We start from the raw sequence: 20,592 nt of genomic DNA, 5'->3' as shown, positions 1-20,592 counted from the left end.
CTTTTTTTATGCCCCGGCCGCCGCCCCGCCGCGATGCGCCCGCCGCTCCCTTCCCTTGCCCCTCTCCCCGACGCCGGAACGCCGCGCCCGGCGCGGCGAGTGCCCGACCCTGAAACTCGCTCCCGCGCTGTCTATAGTTGTGGCAATCGCGCGATGCACGGCCCGCCGGGCGCGGCATCGGCGCCCTCACCGCCCCCATCACAAAGGAACGTGGCGCCATGAGCCACCTCGCCCCCCTGCCCGTGGCGCAGCTGTACCGGCGCTGCGACCCCGAGCTGTTCGCCTTCGACACCACCGCCGAGCTGGACGACCTGAGCGAGGTCATCGGCCAGCTGCGCGCCGTCGGCGCCACCCGCTTCGGGCTGGGCATGCGCCACCACGGCTACAACGTCTACGTCATGGGTCCCAGCGGCAGCGGCAAGCGCACCATGGTGCGGCAGTTGCTGGCGCAGCAGGCGGTCGACGCGGCGCTGCCGTGCGACTGGTGCTACGTCAACAATTTCGCCCAGCCACACAAGCCGCGCGCCATCCGCCTGCCCGCCGGGCGGGGGGCGACGCTGCGCGACGACATGCAGCAGCTGGTGGACGAGCTGCGCGCCACCATCCCCGCCATCTTCGAGGGCGAGGAATACCGCCGCCGCCTCGACCAGATCAACGAGGAATTCACCCGGCAGCAGACGCAGGCGTTCGAGGAGGTCGGCGACGCCGCGATCCAGCACGGCATCGCCCTGCTGCGCACCCCCAACGGCTTCTCCTTCGCCCCCGCCAAGGACGGCGAGGTGATCAGCCCGGAGGAATTTGCCAAGCTGCCGCGCGAAGAGCAGGAACGCATCGAGCACGACACCGACACCCTGCGCGTGCAGCTGGAAAAGGCCATCCGCCAGGTGCCGCGCTGGCGCCACGAACGCATCGAGCGGGTGCGCCAGCTGAACGAAGAGGCGGTGCTGTTCGCGGTGGGCCAGATGATCGACTCGCTGCGCGAGGACTACGCCGACTTCGAGCCGGTGCGGCTCTACCTCGACGAGGTGCAGCAGAACATCATCGCCAGCATCGATGACTTCCGCCAGCCGCACGACGGCGCGCCCTCCCAGTCCGGTTTGCAGGGCCTGGGCGACGGCGCCGACTTCAACCGCTTCCGCGTCAACCTGCTGGTCGATCACGGTGGCCGCCCGGCGCCGCCGGTGATCGACGAGGAACACCCCACCTGGCAGAACCTGATCGGCCGCGTCGAGCACCTGTCGCAGATGGGCACGCTGATCACCAACTTCCTGCAGATCAAGCCCGGCGCGCTGCACCTGGCCAACGGCGGCTACCTGCTGCTGGACGCCATCAAGCTGCTGAGCCAGCCGTTCTCGTGGGAGGCGCTCAAGCGCGCGCTGGCCACGCGCGAGATCCGCATCGAGTCGCTGGGCCAGATGTACAGCCTGATCAGCACGGTGTCGCTGGAGCCGGAGCCGATCCCGCTCGAGGTCAAGGTGCTGCTGCTGGGCGACCGCATGCTGTACTACCTGCTGGCGGAATACGATCCGGAGTTCGGCGAGCTGTTCAAGGTGGCGGCCGATTTCGAGGACGAGGTGCCGCGCACCGGCGACAACGCCCTGCTGTACGCCCGCCTGATCGCCACCCTGACGCGGCGCGACGGGCTGCGCCCCTTCGAGCGTGGCGCCGTGGCGCGCGTCATCGAGTACGGCGCGCGCCGCGCCGAGGACGCCGAACGGCTCTCGCTGCACATGGAAAGCCTGGCGGGACTGGTGCGCGAGGCCGATTACTGGGCACAGCAGGACGGCCTTGCCCGCGTCGGCGCCGAGCACGTCGAACGCGCCATCGCGGCGCAGATCCACCGCGCCGACCGCCTCAAGGAACGCGTACACGAGGCCATCCTGCGCGACATCCTGCGCATCGACAGCCGCGGCGAGCAGGTCGGCCAGATCAACGGCCTGTCGGTGTTCGAGCTGGGCCAGTTCGCCTTCGGCCAACCTTCGCGCATCACCGCCACCACGCGCCTGGGCGACGGCGAAGTGGTCGACATCCAGCGCGAGGCCAAGCTGGGCGGCGCGATCCACTCCAAGGGCGTGCTGATCCTGTCCTCGCTCCTGGCGACGCGCTACGCCGCCGAGCAACCGCTGTCGCTGTCGGCGAGCTTGGTGTTCGAGCAGACCTACGGCATGGTCGAGGGCGACAGCGCCTCGCTGGCGGAATTGTGCGCCCTGCTCTCCTCGCTCTCCGGCCTGCCGCTGCGCCAGGCGCTGGCGGTGACGGGTTCGGTCGACCAGTTCGGCCGGGTGCAGGCGATCGGCGCCGTCAACGAAAAGATCGAGGGCTTCTTCGATATCTGCCGCCAGCGCGGCCTGAACGGCGAGCACGGCGTGCTCATTCCCGCCGCCAACGTGCTGCACCTGATGCTGCGCCGCGACGTGATCGAGGCCGCGGCGGCCGGGCTGTTCCACGTCTACGCGGTGGACACCGTGGACCAGGCCATCGCCTTGCTCACCGGCGGCGAGGCCGGCGTGGCGGACGCGAGCGGCCTCTTCCCGACGGGCAGCGTCAACCGCCGCGTGGCGGACCGCCTGCACGGCCTGGCCGACATCGCCCGCGCCTACAGCCAGCCGGACAAGGGCGACCAGGCCGGCAGCGCGCCGCCCCCCGCCCCCAAAGCAAGGCACGGCCATGGACAAGCCTAGCCCCGGCAAGGTACTGCTGGCGCTCGACGTCTCGCCACGCAGCCGCGCCGCGCTGGAACTGGCGGCGGCGCTGGCCGCCGCGCGCGATGTCGAACTGGCGGGATTGTTCATCGAGGACATCAACCTGCTGCACCTGGCCGCGCTGCCCTTCACGCGCGAGATCGGCCAGTTTTCCCGCGCCGCGCCGCTCGCCGCGCCGCAGCTGGAGCACGCCCTGCGCTGCGAGGCGGAGCAGGCGCGCCGCCTGCTCGCCGACACCGCTACCCGGCGGCAACTGCGCTGGTCGTTCCAGCTGGCGCGCGGGCAGATCGCCACCGAACTGTTCGCGCGCGCCGCCGAGCCCGACCTGGTGGTGCTGGGCAAGAGCGCGCGCATGGGGACCATGCCGCTGTGGACGCTGCTGTGCGAGGCGCCGCCGCCGCCGCCGCGCCGTGCCGCCCGGCCGCGGCTGCTGGTGCTGTTCGACGGCTCGCCGGGCGCCGCACGCGCCCTGGCGCTGGCCCGGGACCTGGCGCAAAGCCAGGACGGCGAGCTGCGCGTGCTGATCCCGGCCGACAACGAAGCCGACTTCCTGCGCCACGCCAACGCCGCCATGGCGCTGGCGCCGGCCAGCGCCGGCGGCTGCCGCCGGCTGCTCCCCGGCGACAGCCGCGCCCTGGCCGCCGCGGTGCGCGAGGAAAACGCCACCAGCCTGGTGCTCGACGGCAGCCGCTCGCTGCGCAGCGGCGCGGGCTTCGCCGCCCTGCTCAACGACATCGACTGCCCGGTGATCCTGGTCAGCTGAGGCGCGCGCCGTCCACCCCCTCGCCAAACCGCGCCGCAGCTTCTAACATCGCAGCATGATCGTAGCCAGCCCGCGAGGCTTTGACTCCCCATGAAACTGTTTCTGGCCGAAGACGACGCCGTCCTGGCGGACGCCCTGCTCACCCGCCTCACCCAGCTCGGCTTCGACACCGCGCACGCCGCCGACGGCCTCGACGCGCAGCAGCGCCTGCTCGCCGAGGACTTCGACGCCGTGGTGCTCGACATCGGGCTGCCCGGGCAGGACGGCCTGGCCGTGCTGCGCAACGTGCGCGTGCACAAGCCGGCGCTGCCGATCCTGCTCCTGACCGCGCTCGACAGCATGGAAGACCGCGTCGCCGGGCTCGACGCCGGCGCCGACGACTACCTGGTCAAGCCGTTCGACTTCCCCGAGCTGGAGGCGCGCCTGCGCGCCCTGCTGCGCCGCCAGCGCGTCGCCGACAATCCACGCGACGAGCCGCGCTTCGGCCGCCTGCGCCTGGACCGCATCGGTCAACGCGCCTGGGCCGACAACGTGGCGCTGGAGCTGTCGGCGCGCGAGCTGCAGCTGCTCGACATCCTGATGAGCCACGCCGAGCGCGTCGTCACCAAGGAACAGATCGCCGCCGAGCTGTCCGGCACCGGCGAGGAAGTGGGCGCCAACGCGGTCGAGGTCTACGTGCACCGCCTGCGCAAGAAGCTCGACGGCAGCGGCGTCGGCGTGCGCGCGGTACGCGGCCTGGGCTATCTGCTGGCCAGCACCGACGCACCCCGCTAAAGGTTGGCCGAAGCCCGACGTCAAGGAGCCCCGATGTCCCCTCCCCGCCAGTTGTCGCTGCGCCGCCAGCTGCTGCTGTGGCTGCTGCTGCCGCAGCTGGTGCTGTGGCTTGCCGCCGCCTACCTCGCGTACGCCATGGCGCTGGGCTACAGCAACGAGGTGATCGACCGCAGCCTGGCCAAGTCCTCGCGCGCGCTGGCGCGCCAGGTCAAGCCGTTCGGCAACGGCTTCTACGTCGACTTCCCGCAGGCGGCGCGCGAAATCCTCGAGGAAGACCCCAACGACCGCGTCTACTACATGGTCAGCTCGCCGCCGGAGGCCTTCCTGCTGGGCGATCCGGCCATGCCGCGCCCGCCCGCCGGGCTGCCGGTGCGGGCCGGCGCCAGCTACTTCTACAACGCCGCCATGGCGAAACAGGGCAACCAGCTCGGGGTGCGCGTGGCGGCGCTCTACCTCAACGCCGGCACCCCGGACCAGCCGCAGCTGATGCTGGTGCAGGTGGCCAAGAGCCGCGCGCTGAGCGCCGAGCTGGCGCACAAGATCCTGTTCGACATGGGGCTGCCGCTGTTGGGCCTGATGCTGCTCACCAGCGTGCTGGTCTGGGCCGGCATCAGCCGCGGCCTGTCGCCGCTCAGAAACCTGCGCCGCAGCGTGGAACACCGCTCGGCGCGCGACCTGGCGCCGATCGAGGCGGAAAACGCCCCGTCCGAGGTGCGCGCCCTGGCCACCGCCATCAACACCCTGCTGGCCGAGGTGCACGGCCAGGTGGCGCAGCAGCGCCGCTTCATCGCCGACGCCGCACACCAGCTGCGCACCCCGCTAGCCGGGCTCAAGTCGCAAAGCGAGCTGGCACAGGGCGAACTGCGCCAGGCGCAACCGGACGTGGCGCGCGCCTGCCGCCAGCTGGAGCAGGTGCACACCAGCGTCGAGCGTTCCATCCGCCTGGTCAACCAGCTGCTGGCGCTGGCGCGCGCCGAGCCCGAGGCCGGGCTGCAGCTGGCGCCGCTCGACCTGGCGCAGCTGGTGCGCGAGGTGAGCGCCGAGGCGGTGCCGCGCGCGCTGGCGCGCGACATCGACCTCGGCGTGGAAGGCGGCGACGCGCCGCTGACCATCGCCGGCCACGCCGGCCTGCTGCGCGAACTCGTGGCCAACCTGCTCGACAACGCCATCCAGTACACCCCGATGGGCGGCGAGGTCACCGTGGCGCTGCAGCCGGGGCCGGGCGAGGTGTGGCTGCGCGTCAGCGACAACGGCCCGGGCATCCCGCCCGCGGAGCGCGAGCGCGTGTTCGAGCGCTTCTACCGCGGCAGCGCCGAGGGCAAGGGCAAGGGCTGCGGTCTCGGGCTCGCCATCGTGCAGGAGATCGCGCGGCGCCACCGCACCACGGTCACGCTGTCCGAGCACCCGCCGCATGGCCTCACCGTGTCGCTGCGCTTTGCCCTGAGTGCGCCCTCCGGCAGCACCCGTTGACCCCCCTTTCCGCCCGTCCGGCACCGGGTGGGCGGCACGGCTATCGCCCGTGGCCGGGCCGCGGACAGCACTGCTCTGGCCGGCCGTCGTGTAGTTGGTACACTACGGCGCGCCCCTCATGCTGCATCGCATCAACCGTTTCCGCCTGCATCGGCCGGCCTCGCCGTTTATTCATGCTGCATCGCACCCAAAACCGCTCAAGTTCTTACGCCATCCAGACGCAAAACTTACGCAAAACTTACAGCAAGTCGCTATAGTTTTTGCAAGCCGTCACGGCAGGCCGCCCCACACGCCGCGCGACGGACCGACAACAATACCGAGGAGATAGAGCATGAAACTGAAGCGCCTGAGCGCGGCCCTGCTGGCCGCCAGCCTGCTGCCCGCCACCGTGATGGCCGGCAACGTCGAAGTGCTGCACTGGTGGACCTCCGGCGGCGAAGCCAAGTCGGCTCTCGAACTGAAAAAGATGATGACCGCCAAGGGCCACACTTGGCGCGACTTCGCCGTGGCCGGCGGCGGCGGCGACAACGCCATGACCGCGCTGAAGACGCGCGTGGTCTCGGGCAACCCGCCCACCGCGGCCCAGATCAAGGGCCCGGCGATCCAGGAATGGGGCGCCGAAGGCGTGCTCGCCAACATCGACCCGGTGGCCAAGGCCGGCAACTGGGACAAGCTGCTGCCGCCGGTGGTGAGCCAGGTCATGAAGTACAAGGGCCAGTACGTCGCCGCCCCGGTCAACGTGCACCGCGTCAACTGGCTGTGGGTCAACCCGGAAGCGTTCAAGAAGGCCGGCGCCACCGTGCCCAAGACCTGGCCAGAATTCTTCGCCGCCGCCGACAAGCTGCAGAAGGCCGGCATCCAGCCGATCGCCCACGGCGGCCAGCCGTGGCAGGACGCCACCCTGTTCGAATCGGTCGCGCTCGGCGTCGGCGGCGCCGGCTACTACAAGAAGGCCTTCGTCCAGCTCGACCAGGCCACGCTGGCCGGCCCGACCACGGTCAAGGTGTTCGAGACCCTGCAGCGCGTGAAGGGCTACATCGACAAGGGCGCGGCCGGTCGCGACTGGAACCTGGCCACCAACATGGTCATCACCGGCAAGGCCGGCATGCAGTTCATGGGCGACTGGGCCAAGGGCGAATTCACCGCCGCCAGCAAGCAGCCGGGCAAGGACTACCTGTGCGTCGACGCCCCGGGCACCGCCGGCATGTTCACCTTCAACATCGACAGCCTGGCGATGTTCCAGCAGAAGGACCCGGCCTCGGCCAAGGCGCAGGCCGACCTCGCCGCCACGGTGATGAGCCCGGCGTTCCAGGAAACCTTCAACCTCAACAAGGGCTCGATCCCGGCGCGTCTGGACACGCCGATGGACAAGTTCGACGACTGCGCCAAGAAATCCAAGACCGACCTGACCACCGCCTCCAAGAGCGGCGCGCTGGTGCCGAGCTTCGCGCACAAGATGGCGATGCCGTCCGCCACCGAAGGCGCCATGGTGGACGTCATCTCGCAGTTCATGAACTCCAGCATGACGCCCAAGGCTGCCGCCGAGCGGTTGGCCAAGGCCGGCAAGGTCAAGTAAGAGCTGCATCAGGCGGCTGCGCCTTTGCATCTTGAGCGCCGGCGCTGCTCGGAATCCTCATGGACCCGATGTCCATTCCGGTTCCTGTGCGGCGGCGGCACTCAACCTGCTTTGGCTCGCTCGCCTGCTGAAAGCCTCTCAGCCGATGACGGAAGCGGGGAGCCCCTCCCCGCCGTGTTCCCCGCTCTCGCTACGCTAAGGAATTCCCATGTCCCATTCTTCGTCTCCGGCCGGAGTCCGTGCCCTGGCCGACGCCGCGCCCGCGGCCGCCAGTCGCCAGCGCTTGGCCGACCGCTGGCTGCCCCGGCTGGTGCTGAGCCCGACGATCATCATGAGCCTGGTGTTCGTCTACGGCTTCATCGCCTGGACCGCCTGGCTCTCCTTCACCGAATCGCGCCTGCTGCCGCGCTACGACTGGGCCGGCCTGACCCAGTACCTGGCATTGTTCGACAACGAACGCTGGTGGACCGCCGTCGCCAACCTCGGCGTGTTCGGCGGCCTGTTCATCCTGTGCACGCTGGTGGTGGGCCTGCTGCTGGCGGTGCTGCTGGACCAGAAAATCCGTGCCGAAGGCGCGCTGCGCGCCGTCTACCTGTACCCGATGGCGCTGTCCTTCATCGTCACCGGCACCGCCTGGAAGTGGATGCTCAACCCCGACATGGGGCTGCAGAAGGTGCTGAACGACTGGGGCTTCGCCAACTTCACCTTCGACTGGCTGGTCGACCCGGACCGCGCCATCTACACCGTGGTGATCGCCGGGGTGTGGCAGTCGTCCGGCTTCGTCATGGCGCTGTTCCTCGCCGGCCTGCGCGGCGTGGACGACTCCATCATCAAGGCGGCGCAGGTGGACGGCGCAAGCCTCCCCACCATCTACCGCCGCATCGTGATCCCGTCGCTGCGCCCGGTGTTCTTCAGCGTGCTGCTGATCCTGTCGCACATCGCCATCAAGAGCTTCGACCTGGTGATGGCGCTCACCGGCGGCGGCCCGGGCACCTCGTCCGACGTGCCGGCCATCTTCATGTACCAGTTCGCCTTCACGCGCGGCCAGCTCGGCCTCGGCGCGGCCTCGGCGATGATGATGCTGATGACCATCGTGGCGGTGCTGGTGCCGCTGATGTACCTGGAAACGAGGAGTGCGAAACGTGGCTAACAAGCTCTCTATTGGCCGGCTGCTGGTCTACGCCGCGCTGGCGCTGGTGGCGCTCTACTACCTGCTGCCGCTCTACGTGATGCTCACCACCTCGTTCAAGACGCTGGACGACATCCGTCAGGGCAACCTCTTGTCGCTGCCGCACGCCTGGGACGGCGGCGCCTGGGCCAAGGCCTGGGCCTCCGCCTGCACCGGCATCGAATGCGGCGGCATGAAGGGCTTCTTCTGGAACTCGGTGAAGATGACGGTGCCGGCGGTGCTGATCTCGACCATGATCGGCGCGGTCAACGGCTACGTGGTCTCGATGTGGCGCTTCAAGGGCTCCGACGCGCTGTTCACGCTGCTGCTGGTGGGCTGCTTCATCCCGTTCCAGGTGGTGCTGCTGCCGATGGCGCAGCTGTTGGGCTGGCTCGGGCTCGCCAACACCACCGCCGGCCTGGTGCTGGTGCACGTGATCTACGGCACCGCCTTCACCACGCTGTTCTTCCGCAACTTCTACGTCACGGTGCCGGACGAGCTGGTGAAGGCGGGCCGCATCGACGGCGCCGGCTTCTGGACCATCTTCTTCCGCATCCTGCTGCCGGTATCGGGACCGATCTTCGTGGTCTGCGTCATCTGGCAGTTCACCCAGATCTGGAACGACTTCCTGTTCGGCGTGGTGTTCGCCGCCGGCGAAGCGCAGCCCATCACGGTGGCGCTGAACAATCTGGTCAACACCTCCACCGGGGTCAAGGAATACAACGTCGACATGGCTTCCGCCATCATCGCCGCCCTGCCCACCCTGTTCGTTTACATGGTCGCCGGCCGCTACTTCGTGCGCGGACTGACGGCCGGCGCCGTGAAAGGTTAAGACAATGGCCTCGCTCTCCATCGACAACGTTTGCAAGACCTACAACAACGGCACCGACGTGCTCAAGGGCATCGACATCGCCATCGACGACGGCCAGTTCCTGATCCTGGTCGGCCCCTCCGGCTGCGGCAAGTCCACCCTGCTCAACATGATCGCCGGCCTGGACGACATCAGCTCGGGCGACATCCGCATCGGTGCGCGCCGCGTCAACGACCTCTCGCCCAAGGACCGCGACATCGCCATGGTGTTCCAGAGCTACGCGCTCTACCCCTCGATGAGCGTGCGCCAGAACATCTCGTTCGGGCTGGAAATCCGCAAGCAGCCCAAGGCCGAGATCGACGCCACGGTGAACCGCGTGGCCGAGATGCTGCAGATCACCCACCTGCTCGACCGCAAGCCCTCGCAGCTGTCCGGCGGCCAGCGCCAGCGCGTGGCGATGGGCCGGGCGCTGGCGCGCAACCCGTCGATCTTCCTGTTCGACGAGCCGCTCTCCAACCTCGACGCCAAGCTGCGCGTGGAGATGCGCACCGAGATCAAGCTGATGCACCAGCGCCTGAAGTCGACCATCGTCTACGTCACCCATGACCAGATCGAGGCGATGACGCTGGGCGACCGCATCGCGGTAATGAAGGACGGCATCGTGCAGCAGTTCGGCAGCCCGCAGGAGATCTACGACAACCCGGCCAACCTGTTCGTGGCCGGCTTCATCGGCTCGCCGTCGATGAACTTCATCCCGGCCACCGTGGTGGAAGCGCCCGGCGGACTCGGCGTGAAAGTCTGCGACGACCACGGCTGCGTGGTGCTGCCGCTGCCGCACGACAGCGCCAAGCTCTCGGCCTGGATCGGCAAGGAGGTGATCTTCGGCATCCGCCCGGAACAGATCACCGACGCGCGCACCGCGCACCGCGAGGGACTGCCGCAGATGGATTGCCACGTGAAAGTGATCGAACCCACCGGCCCGGACACCCTGATCTTCGTCACGCTCAACGACACCAAGGTATGCTGCCGCGCCCACCCCACCGAGGCCAAGCGCCCGGGCGACGCCATGCAACTGGTGTTCGACGTCTCCAAGGCGGTGCTGTTCGACCCGAAAACCGAGGTGCGCATCGCATGAGCGTGGCCGTCGGCACCACAACGTTGGCCGAACACGGCCCGCGGCTGTCGGCGCTGGCGGTCGGGGCGTGGCGGCTCGACGCCTGGGACTTCGACGACGCCGCACTGGCGGCGTGGATCGAGCACGCCATCGCGCAGGGCCTCACCACCTTCGACCACGCCGACCTGTACGGCGGCTTCACCTGCGAGGCACTGTTCGGGCGCTGGCTCAAGGCCAACCCGGCGCGGCGCAGCGAGATCCAGCTGGTGAGCAAATGTGGCATCAAACCACAGGACCCGGCGCGCGGTTGGACGGTGAAGCACTACGACACCGGCCGCGCCCACATCCTGGCCTCGGTCGAGCAGTCGCTGCAGAACCTCGGCACCGACTACCTCGACCTGCTGCTGCTCCACCGCCCCGACCCGCTGCTGGACCCGGACGAGGTGGCCGACGCCTTCGCCACGCTGAAGGCCGCCGGCAAGGTGCGCCACTTCGGCGTCTCCAACTTCAGCCCGAGCCAGTTCGCGCTGCTGGCCAGCCGCACCCCGCTCGTCACCAACCAGGTCGAGGCCTCGCTACTGCACCTGGCGCCGCTGTTCGACGGCAGCTTCGACCAGTGCCTGGAGCGCCGCGTGCGGCCGATGATCTGGTCGCCGCTGGCCGGCGGCCGGCTGTTCGACGCTTCGGCCAACCCCGTGCTGCAGCGGACGCTCGCCACCCTGGCCGAACAGCTCGGCGTCACCCCCGCCACGCTGGCGCTGGCCTGGCTGCTGCGCCACCCGGCGCGGCCGCTGCCCATCGTCGGCTCGCGCCGGCTGTCCTCGCTCGACGACGCCGCGCGCGCCGCCGCGCTGCCGCTCGAACGCCAGCACTGGTTCGCGCTGCTCGAAGCGGCGCAGGGCCGCGTCGTACCCTGACCCCGCTGTTTTGCTCCATCCGGGATGATCGACTCGATCGTCCCATTTTTTTTGCCCGGTGGTCCACCCGCCGCTGCGGCAGCGGCGCCACAGCCCATACGTCCCCGCTGGACGGCGCCATGCCGGACGCTTAGTATCGATCCACCTCCTGTGTCGGGAGGACGTCGCTCGGACGGTTCCGGGCGCTTACGTTCAAGGAAAAACCATGTCTGCATCGGGCAAGCGCCGCTTTGCGCGCATCGACCGCCTCCCCCCCTACGTCTTCAACATCACTGCCGAACGCAAGATGGCCGCCCGCCGCCGTGGCGAGGACATCATCGACATGAGCATGGGCAACCCGGACGGCGCCACCCCGCCGCACATCGTGGCCAAGCTCACCGAGGCCGCGCAGCGCCCCGACACCCATGGTTATTCGGCCTCCAAGGGTATCCCGCGCCTGCGTCGCGCCATCGCGCACTGGTACCAGGAGCGCTACCAGGTGGAGATCGACCCGGACAGCGAGGCCATCGTCACCATCGGCTCCAAGGAAGGCCTGGCGCACCTGATGCTGGCCACGCTCGACCGCGGCGACACCGTGCTGGTGCCCGACCCCAGCTACCCGATCCACATCTACGGCGCGGTGATCGCCGGGGCCGACATCCGCTCCGTGCCGCTGATCCCCGGCGTCGACTTCTTCGCCGAGCTGGAACGCACCATCCGCGGCAGCTACCCCAAGCCCAAGATGATCGTGATCGGCTTCCCGTCCAACCCCACCGCGCAGTGCGTCGAGCTCGACTTCTTCGAGCGCGTCATCGCGCTGGCGAAGAAGCACGACATCTTCGTGGTGCACGACCTGGCCTACGCTGACATCGTGTTCGACGGCTGGAAGGCGCCGTCGATCATGCAGGTGCCGGGTGCCAAGGACATCGCGGTGGAGTTCTTCACGCTGTCGAAGAGCTACAACATGGCGGGCTGGCGCATCGGCTTCATGGTCGGCAACCCGGACCTCGTCGCCGCGCTGGCGCGCATCAAGAGCTACCACGACTACGGCACCTTCACCCCGCTGCAGATCGCCGCCATCGCCGCGCTGGAAGGCGACCAGCAGTGCGTCAAGGACATCGCCGCCACCTACCAGAAGCGCCGCGACGTGCTCTACAAGGGGCTGTGCGAGGCGGGCTGGGAAGTCGAGCTGCCCAAGGCCTCGATGTACATCTGGGCGCGCATCCCCGAGCCCTACCGCGCGCTGGGCTCGCTGGAATTCGCCAAACAGCTGCTCGACAAGGCCAAGGTGTCGGTGTCGCCCGGCGTCGGCTTCGGCGATTACGGCGACGACTACGTGCGCTTCGCGCTGATCGAGAACGAGGCGCGCATCCGCCAGGCGGTGCGCGGCATCAAGACCATGTTCCGCGCCGACGGCCTGATCCCACAAAAGGGCCATTGAGCCCGGCGGCCGGCGCGGCACCGCACGGCCGCGCTGGCTATGCCGGACCCGGCGGCGCCAGCGCCCGCGTCGCCTCCTCCAGAAAGCGCTGCGACAGCGCCGGATCGCTCACCGCGCGCGACAGCAGCAGCGCCCCCACCATCAGCGCCAGCGCCACGCAGGGCGTCGGCGCGCTCCCTTCTTCGCCCGGCGGCGCGCACTCCTGCAGCAAGGCCAGTTGCGCCTCGATTCCGGCGGTGAAGGCCTGCCGCGACGGCTGGTCGCGCCGCGCCATCTCGCCCCCCAGCGCCGCCGCCACGCAGCCGTCGTCGGGCCGGTCGCGGTGCGCCAGGCTCAGGTAATGCTGCACCAGCGCCGCCAGGCGCTGCTCGGGCGGCACCGCGTCCAGCACCTCCGCGAGCCGTTGCTGCAGCTCGTCGAAGCCGTGCCGGCAGGCTTCGGCGACCAGCGCCTCCTTGTCGCGGAAGTGGCTGTAGAAGCCGCCATGGGTCAGACCGAGGTCGGCCATCAGGTTGGCGATGCCGACCGCGTCCATGCCCTCGGAGCGGAAGCGGTAGGACGCCGTACGGATGATTCGCTGCCGGACGTCGGCCTTGTGGAGGGAGGAATAACGCATCGCCGTCCTTTCAAATGCCCCTTAGCATGATAGCCATCATGCTAAAAAGCTTGCGCTATATCAAACAGATATCGCAAGCGCCCACGGCATGCCCGGCACTGGACTACACGCCGCCGCCACGCCAGCACGAGGGACCGCTGCCGCCGCTGTATTTTTTCCGCCACACCCGGGGCACCGTAGAAACCGCAGAGCCGCACTTTCTTCGCTGCCGAGTCTCGCTTTCTGTCCGCAACCCCAATATGCTCGGCGGATTATGACAACATGGTTGCCCCCGCTGCCACGGAGGAGCAACCGGGATAAGCGCATGCTCGCTTCGCCGCACACATCCAGACAGAAGGTCCGCTACGCCCTGGTACTGCTGTCCCTCGGACTGCTGTATGGCGCCTGCGGCTGGCTGATCGACCACTTCTTCACGCCCGACAATCCCTTTCCGTTCACCGTGTGGCTCCCCGCCGGCCTCGCCGTGGCCGCCGTGATCCGCTGGGGCCACCGCGTCTGGCCCGCCCTGCTGCTGGGGGCACTGGCACTGCAGACCCTGATCCTCGGCACCCCGCTGCCCGGCGCGCTGCTGGCCGCACTGGGCGCCGCCGTGGGGCCGCTGCTGGGCGGCATGCAGATTCGCCGTCACTGCTCGGGCCGACTGCCGTTCTACCGCCTCGGCGACGTGTTCCGCTTCCTCTGGGCCGGCGTCGGCCTGTCCGCGCTGGTCTCCGCCAGCGGCAGCCTGCTGGCGCAGGCCTGGTGGCACTACCCCGGCACCAGCGCCGCCTTGCAGCAGCTGTGCGCCGGCTGGCTCGCCGACGCCGCCGGCACATTGTTCTTCGCCCCGCCGCTATTGTTCCTGCGACGGCGCGGTGATGTCGACCCGCTGCCGGCGCGCGCCTCGCCGCTGGAGCTGGCGTCGGGCAGCGCCGCCACCCTGCTGGCGGCGGCCCTGCTGTTCCTCGGCCTGAACGACCCCCACGGCCTCTACACCGCACTGCCCTACCTGCTGATCATCCCGCTGATGTGGACCGCAGCACGGATCTCGCTGCGCTCGGCGCACTGGCTGGCGTTCGGCATCCTGCTGCTGGCGCTGGCCGGCGCGGCCAGCGGCCGTGGCGTGTTTTTCGGGGACACCCCCGGCCTCGCCTTGCTCAACGCCGGCATGATGGTGCTGAGCCAGTCGGTGACGCTGCTGATCATGGGCGCGCTGATCGCCGAGCGCGGCAGCGCCGAAGAGCGCCTGCGGCGCGCCAACCACGGCCTGGAGGAGAAAGTCGCGGAGCGCACCGCCCAGCTCGCGGAGAGCGAGGCGCGCCAGAAGCAGCTGGTCGACGCCGCGCCGTTCCCGCTGGTGCTGAGCCGGCTCTCCGACGGCGTCATCACCTACGCCAACGAGCGCGCCGAGCGCATGTTCAAGGGACGCCTGCACAGCACCCAGGGCCTCACCGTGGACGACTTCTACGTCAGCACCCAGACCCGTGACGAGGTCGCCGCGCTGATGCGCGACAAGGGCCAGTTGCGCGATCACGAGGTACGCCTGCAGGACACCGGCGGCCGGGTATTCTGGGCGCTGATTTCCTGCACCCTGGTGCGCTCCGCCGGCACGCTGCACGTCATCACCGGCATCAACGACATCAGCGAGCGCAAGCGCCTGGAGCACAGCCTGAAGACCGCCAACGAGGCGCTGCGCCAGCACCTCAACGAGATCGAGTCGCTGCAGTCGGGGCTCAAGGAACAGCTGGTGCGAGACCCGCTCACCGGAGTGTTCAACCGGCGTTACCTCGACGATGCCCTGCCGCGCGTGCTGGCGCACACCCTGGCGCTGGGCAAGCCGGTGGCGCTCCTGATGCTCGACGCCGACCACTTCAAGCGCATCAACGACACCTACGGCCACAAGGCCGGCGACTGCGTGCTGAGCACGCTGGGCGCGCGCCTGCGCGACAGCCTGCGCAGCAACGACATGGTGTGCCGCTACGGCGGCGAGGAGTTCCTGATCGTGCTGCCCGGCATGAGCCTGGAGCACGCTATCGCCAAGGCCGAGCAGTTGCGCAAGGTGGTGCAGCAATGGCCGATCGAGGCGCTCGACCACACCCTCAACGTCACCGTCTCGATCGGTGTGGCCTGCAGCCCGCTGCACGCCGAGGACGCCGAAAGCCTGGTGCACGCCGCCGATACCGCGCTCTATGTCGCCAAGAGCAGCGGCCGCGACCGCCTCTGCGTGGCCGAGCCGCCGGCAGGGGTGAACCCCCACCCCGCCAGCCTGTCGAGCTGAGCCGGCACCGTGCCGCCGTGCTACCATCGCGGCCATGGAACTTTACCGACTGATGCAACAACAAGGCTTCGGCAGCCGCAAGGAGTGCCGCAAGCTGGTAGAGCACGGCCTGGTCGAACTCGATGGCGCGGTGGTGGACGATTACCGCCTCGAGATCGATCCCGCGGCCATCGACGAACTGGTGATCGACGGCGAGCCGTGGGAAATCCTGATGCTGCCGCTCTACATCCTGCTCCACAAGCCGGCCGGCTACGAAACCTCGCACAAGCCGATGCACAACCCGAGCGTGTTCACGCTGCTGCCGTGGCAGTTCTCGCAGCTCGGCATCGCCGCCGTGGGCCGGCTCGATGTCGATACCACCGGACTCTTGCTGCTGACCACCGACGGCCAGTTCGTGCACGCCCTGACCTCGCCCAAGAAGCACGTGCCGAAATGCTACGAGGTCACGCTCAAGCACCCGGTGAGCGAGGCGCTGGTCAAGCACCTCAAGGCCGGCGTGTTTCTGAAAGACGACAACGAGAAGGTGGTGGCGGACCAGGTCGAGGTGGTGGACGAGATCACCATCCGGATGACCATCACCCAGGGCAAGTACCACCAGGTCAAACGCATGATCGCCGCCGCCGGCAACCGCGTGCAGGAACTGCACCGCGTCGCGCTGGGCACGCTGCAATTGGGCGAACTGGACGAAGGCGAGTGGCGCCACCTCGATGCCGCCGAGCTGACCGAGCTGGGTTTCACCCGCTGAGAACCTGTTTCCGATCTTGCTGCGCATCCCTGATCGGGGCTCATGGGCACTGCGTGCCAATCTGCGATTGGCTCAGCGAGCAGGAATCCTCAGGTACTCCGGTACATTCCGGTTCCGGCGCGGCTCTTCACCCCGCTGAGGGCGGCTCGCGACAGAGCGTGAACTGGCGCTGAGGCAGCACATGCCAGAGATGAAAAAAGGTCGCCGAGGCGACCTTTTTTGCTTCTGGACCGCGCTTAACAGCCCTGCTGCAACGCCAACTCCAGACTTTGCTGGTAATGCCGTTCGGCCAGCTCGGGCTTGTCGATGGCGGTGAACAGACGCGACAGCTCGGCGTGCGCGCACAGCGTCGGCTCGATCGAGGCGCTGGCCTCCAGATAGCTCTGCGCCTTGCCCCACAACTGCTGCGCCAGGGCGAGACGGCCCAGCGCCAGCAGCAACAGGTGGTCGCGCGGACGCAGCTTGAGCCAGCTCTCGGCGTCCTTCAAGAGCTCCAGGCGCTTCTCGGCGGTGAGATGCTCGGCCAGCTGGCCCAGCTCGCGCGCGAGTTCCGGAGTAGCCTGATCGTCGTTGCCCAGGGCGCTGGCGATCAGCGTGGCGGCGTAATCCGCCTCGCCCAGCACGATCAGGCGCTCCACGATACGGCTGACCAGCGTCGGATTGTTGCGCTCCACTTCCGGCACGCGACGCAGCCAGTCGCGGATCTCCTGCCCCTGGACAAAACCGTCCAGCTGCTGGGTGTAGGCCGCCAGGCGGTAGCGCCGTGCACGATCGGGTTCCAGCGCCTCGGCCTTGAGCAGCCTCTCGGTCAGCGCCAGCACCGCTTCCGGCTGCTTCTGCAGCAGGCGCACCTTGAGTTCCAGCTTGAGGGCATTGGTCAGGTTGGGCGAGATGGCACGCGCGCGCTCGATGGCGGACAGCGCGCCCAGCGTATCCTTGGCCTCCAGTTTCAGTTCGGCGTCGAGCATGTGGCGCGCCAGCTGCAACCGCTCCGGCAGGGCGTCGAGCTGCGACAGGTAGCCGTCGCGCTTGTCCAGGTCCTGCATCGCGGCCGCCGAGCGTGCCGCCATCAACAGGGCCAGCGCCTTGTTTTCCGGTGCCGACTCGTCGGCCAGCGCCCGCACCGCTTCACGTTCGGCGCGCTGGAAACGCCCCTCGAAGAAGGCGATGCCGGCCTCGCGCAGGGCATGGCGCGCCGCCTTCAGCTTCTTCTGGCGCTGGAAGCGCCGCACTTCCTCGGGCAGGCCGGTGGCCAGGCCGATCAGGCGCAACACCAGGTGCGCCACCACGATCAGCAGGATCACCGCCACGATCAGCAGGTTGAACGACACCTCGAGCCGGTACGGCGGCAGGAACAGGATGGCGTAGCCGGTATTCAGCGTGGAGGCGAGCCCCACCAGCACGGCGAGCGCGAACAGGCCGGTAATCCACAACACGAATTTCACGGCGTACCCCCTGCGCTGCCCTGCGCCTCGCGCACCACCTTGAGGCTGGCGGAGAGGTCCGGCAGCGCCACGTCCAGCGGCGCGCCCTTGAGTTCGGCGAGCAGCGACAGCCACGACTTGGTGACCGCAGCGTCGCCGTCGTAATAGCGCTCGACGTAGCTCTTGGCGGCTTCGACATCGGAATTGAAGGTCTGGCCGTCACGCTGGGTCAGCGCCAGGCGGGCGTCCAGCAGGCGCAGCTTGAGGTTCTCGCGCAGGAAGAACGACTGTTCCGGCGACAGCAGCAGCGCCTCCGGCTTGTCCATGCGGCGGATGCGCACCAGCTCGCCCAGGCTGCCGGTGATGTCGGCCAGCAGGCGCTCCCAGAACGGCGCGTCGGCGGCCGGCCGGGCCGGCTGGATCAGGCCGTCCTTGGCGCTGCCGAGGCGATGGTGCCCCACCACCAGGGGCAGGGTGTCGGCGCCCAGCAGCAGGCGATCGATTTTCACCGTCAGGCCGACGGTGTCGAGATACGGCAACGCCTTGAGTTTTTCCAGGTCGGTGGCCACGGCCTTCTTCACCGTGATCAGCTGCGGCTGGTCGAAGCGCGCCAGACGGGCGTCGACCATTTCCAGCGCCTGCAGCGCCGCCGGCACGTTGCCGGCCAGCTGCAGCTGCTGGCTGGCGATGGCGAGCGTGTGCTCGACCTCGGACAAGAGCCAGTCGGAGCGGTTCTTGGTCAGCTCCTGGTACATGCCGTTGAGCGTGGCGTACTGGCCGGCGGACTCGTTGACGCGCGCCTCGAGCAGGGCCAGCTTGCCGTCGCTAGCGCGCACGGTGGCCAGGGCCTGATCGACCAGCACGCGGGTTTCCTTGGCGCTGCCGCCGGACTCGGCCAGACGGCGTGCCAGTTCCTGGCGCGTGGCGGCCAGCTCCTGCTGGGTGGAGTAAAGCTGCCAGCCGGACAGGCCCAGCGCCGCCAGCGCCACCAGCAGCGCCAGCGGGAAGGACTTCTTCACGGCCGGTTTGCCGATCTCGGCAGTCTGGATTTCGTTCATGGGTGACGGGTGAACCATTCGCTGAGGCCGGCGACCAGTGCGGCGTCGTCGGCCTGGGTTGTCACGATGCGTGTCACGCCGTGCGCCGCCAGCGTGGCGGCAATGCGCGGATGCGGAACGCAGTACAGCAGGCATTGTAACGTCAGGCTACGGGAGCGGCCAGCCAGTCGGAATAATCGTTCGGCGGTATCGCTGGAGGTCAGCACCAGGGCGTCCACCGGCTGCTCCAGCAAGGACCAGTCGGGCTCCCCGTCGACGCGGCGGTAAACCTCGGCCAGGGTGAGACGGGCCCCCCGCGCGGTGAGGGTCTCCCCCAGTTCCGCCCGGCCGCCGACGCCGCGCACAATGAGCACGCGTTGCCCGGCCAGGCGCTGCAGTTCCGGCAGCGCCAACAGCGCGGCGCTGTCGCTGCCGTCGCGCGGATGCAGCACGGCGCGGCCGGACAGGGCCGCCAGCTTGGCGGCACTGGCGGCGCCGACGCAGGCCAGCCGGGCCTTGAGCTTGAGCTTGCGCCGCGCCAGCACCGGCCAGGCGGCGTCGATGGCGCTGGGGCTGACGAAGATCAGCCAGTCGGCCGCCTCGGCCAGGGTGGGCAGCGCCGCCAGCGCGCGCTCGTCGGGCACGATGTCGAGCACCGGCAGCGGCAACGGCTCGGCGCCGGCGTCAGAGAGCAGCGCCATCAGGCGCGCGCTCTGCGCCGGCGGCCGGGTGACGAGGATGCGCCGCCCGGCCAGGCTCACCGGCCCTGGCCTTCGTCGATCACGGCCTGGATCAGCGGCGCGGCGCCGGCGTCGAGCAGCTTCTGCGCCACGGCGCGGCCGAGCGCGTCGGCGTACTCGCGCGGCGCGGAGGCCGACGCGGTGAGCATCACCGAGCCGTCCGGATGCGCCACGAAGCCGCCCAGCGTGATGACGTCGTCGCTCAGCGTGGCGAAACCGCCCAGCGGAATCTGGCAGCTGCCGCCCAGCACGCGCGACAGCGAGCGCTCGGCGCTGACGCAGGCGTGGGTGTCGGCATGGTCGAGCGGTGCCAGCAGTTGCATCAGGTCGGCGCGGTCGGCGCGGATCTCGATGCCCAGCGCGCCCTGGCCGACCGCCGGCAGGCTTTCCGACGGCGCCAGCTCGCAGCGGATGCGCTCGGTCAGTTCCAGCCGCTTGAGGCCGGCCGCGGCGAGGATGATGGCGTCGAACTCGCCGTCGTCCAGCTTGCGTAGTCGGGTCTGCACATTGCCGCGCAGCGGCTTGATGGTGAGGCGCGGGAAGCGCGCGCGCAGCTGCGACTCGCGGCGCAGGCTGGAGGTGCCGACCACGGCGCCGTCCGGCAGCTCGGAGAGGCTGGCGTAGGTGTTGGACACGAAGGCGTCGCGCGGGTCCTCGCGCTCGCAGATGGCGGCCAGCGCGAAGCCTTCCGGCAGGTTCATCGGCACGTCCTTGATGGAGTGCACCGCGAGGTCGGCGCGGCCTTCCTGCAGGGCCAGCTCCAGCTCCTTGACGAACAGGCCCTTGCCGCCGATTTTCGACAGCGTCTTGTCGAGAATCTGGTCGCCCTGCGTGGTCATGCCGAGTATCTCGACGGCGAGCTGCGGATAGAGTTGCTCGAGCCGGGCCTTGATGTGCTCGGCCTGCCACATGGCGAGCTTGCTCTCGCGGCTGGCGATGACGATTTTGTCCATGGACGCGGTCCTGTAGAGGGAAACGATTGCCAATGATTCTAGCACGGCCACCCGGCCGCCAACCCTAGCCCAAAAGGGTGAGCCGGCCGCGCGGGCGACGCGGGA

General features: G+C 69.1%; 18 protein-coding genes. 13 read left to right on the top strand and 5 right to left on the bottom strand.

Annotation, left to right across the window (positions count from 1 at the left end):
* The first annotated feature begins 218 nt into the window (after positions 1–218).
* The 10 genes from NH8B_RS00525 to alaC all read left to right on the top strand — a co-directional run bounded on the left by NH8B_RS00525 (position 219) and on the right by alaC (position 12,715).
* Complete coding sequence (locus NH8B_RS00525; RefSeq protein WP_014085573.1) at positions 219–2,681, top strand: Lon protease family protein; 2,463 nt, start codon at positions 219–221, stop codon at positions 2,679–2,681.
* The gene (locus NH8B_RS00520; RefSeq protein WP_014085572.1) at positions 2,668–3,465 is read left to right on the top strand and encodes a universal stress protein UspA; all 798 of its coding nucleotides are present in this window, start codon (positions 2,668–2,670) and stop codon (positions 3,463–3,465) included. The genes NH8B_RS00525 and NH8B_RS00520 overlap by 14 nt, the downstream gene beginning before the upstream one ends.
* A gap of 90 nt (positions 3,466–3,555) precedes the next feature.
* Positions 3,556–4,239 (top strand): response regulator transcription factor, encoded by a 684-nt coding sequence (locus NH8B_RS00515; protein WP_014085571.1) that lies wholly within the window; start codon positions 3,556–3,558, stop codon positions 4,237–4,239.
* A gap of 33 nt (positions 4,240–4,272) precedes the next feature.
* Entirely contained in the window at positions 4,273–5,709 is a 1,437-nt protein-coding gene (locus NH8B_RS00510) for a sensor histidine kinase (RefSeq protein ID WP_014085570.1), read from the top strand.
* A gap of 331 nt (positions 5,710–6,040) precedes the next feature.
* On the top strand, positions 6,041–7,285 hold the full coding sequence (locus NH8B_RS00505) for an ABC transporter substrate-binding protein (RefSeq protein WP_014085569.1): 1,245 nt from the start codon (positions 6,041–6,043) through the stop codon (positions 7,283–7,285).
* Between the two features lie 208 nt (positions 7,286–7,493).
* Complete coding sequence (locus NH8B_RS00500) at positions 7,494–8,435, top strand: carbohydrate ABC transporter permease (protein WP_014085568.1); 942 nt, start codon at positions 7,494–7,496, stop codon at positions 8,433–8,435.
* A complete protein-coding gene (locus NH8B_RS00495; protein WP_008954636.1) occupies positions 8,428–9,285 on the top strand; it encodes a carbohydrate ABC transporter permease in 858 nt (285 codons plus the stop codon). Before NH8B_RS00500 ends, NH8B_RS00495 begins: the two co-directional genes overlap by 8 nt.
* Before the next feature lie 4 nt (positions 9,286–9,289).
* A complete protein-coding gene (locus NH8B_RS00490; RefSeq protein WP_014085567.1) occupies positions 9,290–10,399 on the top strand; it encodes an ABC transporter ATP-binding protein in 1,110 nt (369 codons plus the stop codon).
* Entirely contained in the window at positions 10,396–11,295 is a 900-nt protein-coding gene (locus NH8B_RS00485) for an aldo/keto reductase (protein ID WP_014085566.1), read from the top strand. Before NH8B_RS00490 ends, NH8B_RS00485 begins: the two co-directional genes overlap by 4 nt.
* Before the next feature lie 205 nt (positions 11,296–11,500).
* Positions 11,501–12,715 carry an alanine transaminase gene (gene alaC / locus NH8B_RS00480; protein WP_014085565.1) on the top strand — a complete coding sequence of 405 codons (1,215 nt, stop codon included), beginning with the start codon at positions 11,501–11,503 and terminating at the stop codon, positions 12,713–12,715.
* 37 nt (positions 12,716–12,752) lie between these two features.
* Here the strand turns inward: alaC and NH8B_RS00475 are convergent, their stop codons facing one another.
* Entirely contained in the window at positions 12,753–13,331 is a 579-nt protein-coding gene (locus NH8B_RS00475) for a TetR/AcrR family transcriptional regulator (protein ID WP_014085564.1), read from the bottom strand.
* Between the two features lie 38 nt (positions 13,332–13,369).
* On the opposite strand from NH8B_RS00475, the gene NH8B_RS20665 reads away from it, so the two are divergent.
* From NH8B_RS20665 to NH8B_RS00465, 3 genes are read left to right on the top strand one after another with little or no spacing between them, the layout of a single operon-like run.
* Positions 13,370–13,588, top strand: coding sequence for a hypothetical protein (locus NH8B_RS20665; RefSeq protein ID WP_014085563.1), 219 nt, complete (start codon positions 13,370–13,372; stop codon positions 13,586–13,588).
* 47 nt (positions 13,589–13,635) lie between these two features.
* Complete coding sequence (locus tag NH8B_RS00470) at positions 13,636–15,588, top strand: sensor domain-containing diguanylate cyclase (RefSeq protein ID WP_014085562.1); 1,953 nt, start codon at positions 13,636–13,638, stop codon at positions 15,586–15,588.
* Positions 15,589–15,622: 34 nt separating this feature from the next.
* Complete coding sequence (locus NH8B_RS00465) at positions 15,623–16,333, top strand: pseudouridine synthase (protein WP_041702774.1); 711 nt, start codon at positions 15,623–15,625, stop codon at positions 16,331–16,333.
* A gap of 236 nt (positions 16,334–16,569) precedes the next feature.
* Here the strand turns inward: NH8B_RS00465 and NH8B_RS00460 are convergent, their stop codons facing one another.
* The 4 genes from NH8B_RS00460 to hemC are packed head-to-tail and all read right to left on the bottom strand — an operon-like array spanning position 16,570 to position 20,487.
* The gene (locus tag NH8B_RS00460) at positions 16,570–17,778 is read right to left on the bottom strand and encodes a heme biosynthesis HemY N-terminal domain-containing protein (RefSeq protein WP_014085560.1); all 1,209 of its coding nucleotides are present in this window, start codon (positions 17,776–17,778) and stop codon (positions 16,570–16,572) included.
* Positions 17,775–18,815 (bottom strand): uroporphyrinogen-III C-methyltransferase, encoded by a 1,041-nt coding sequence (locus tag NH8B_RS00455; RefSeq protein WP_008954628.1) that lies wholly within the window; start codon positions 18,813–18,815, stop codon positions 17,775–17,777. Before NH8B_RS00455 ends, NH8B_RS00460 begins: the two co-directional genes overlap by 4 nt.
* A complete protein-coding gene (locus NH8B_RS00450) occupies positions 18,812–19,555 on the bottom strand; it encodes a uroporphyrinogen-III synthase (RefSeq protein ID WP_014085559.1) in 744 nt (247 codons plus the stop codon). Before NH8B_RS00450 ends, NH8B_RS00455 begins: the two co-directional genes overlap by 4 nt.
* The gene (hemC, locus tag NH8B_RS00445; RefSeq protein ID WP_014085558.1) at positions 19,552–20,487 is read right to left on the bottom strand and encodes a hydroxymethylbilane synthase; all 936 of its coding nucleotides are present in this window, start codon (positions 20,485–20,487) and stop codon (positions 19,552–19,554) included. Before hemC ends, NH8B_RS00450 begins: the two co-directional genes overlap by 4 nt.
* Positions 20,488–20,592 lie beyond the last annotated feature (105 nt).

It is taken from the genome of Pseudogulbenkiania sp. NH8B (assembly GCF_000283535.1).
GTDB classification, from domain to species: Bacteria; Pseudomonadota; Gammaproteobacteria; order Burkholderiales; family Chromobacteriaceae; genus Pseudogulbenkiania; species Pseudogulbenkiania ferrooxidans.
Note: the sequence above shows the minus strand (reverse complement) of the source record. Positions and strands in the feature narration are given on the sequence as shown.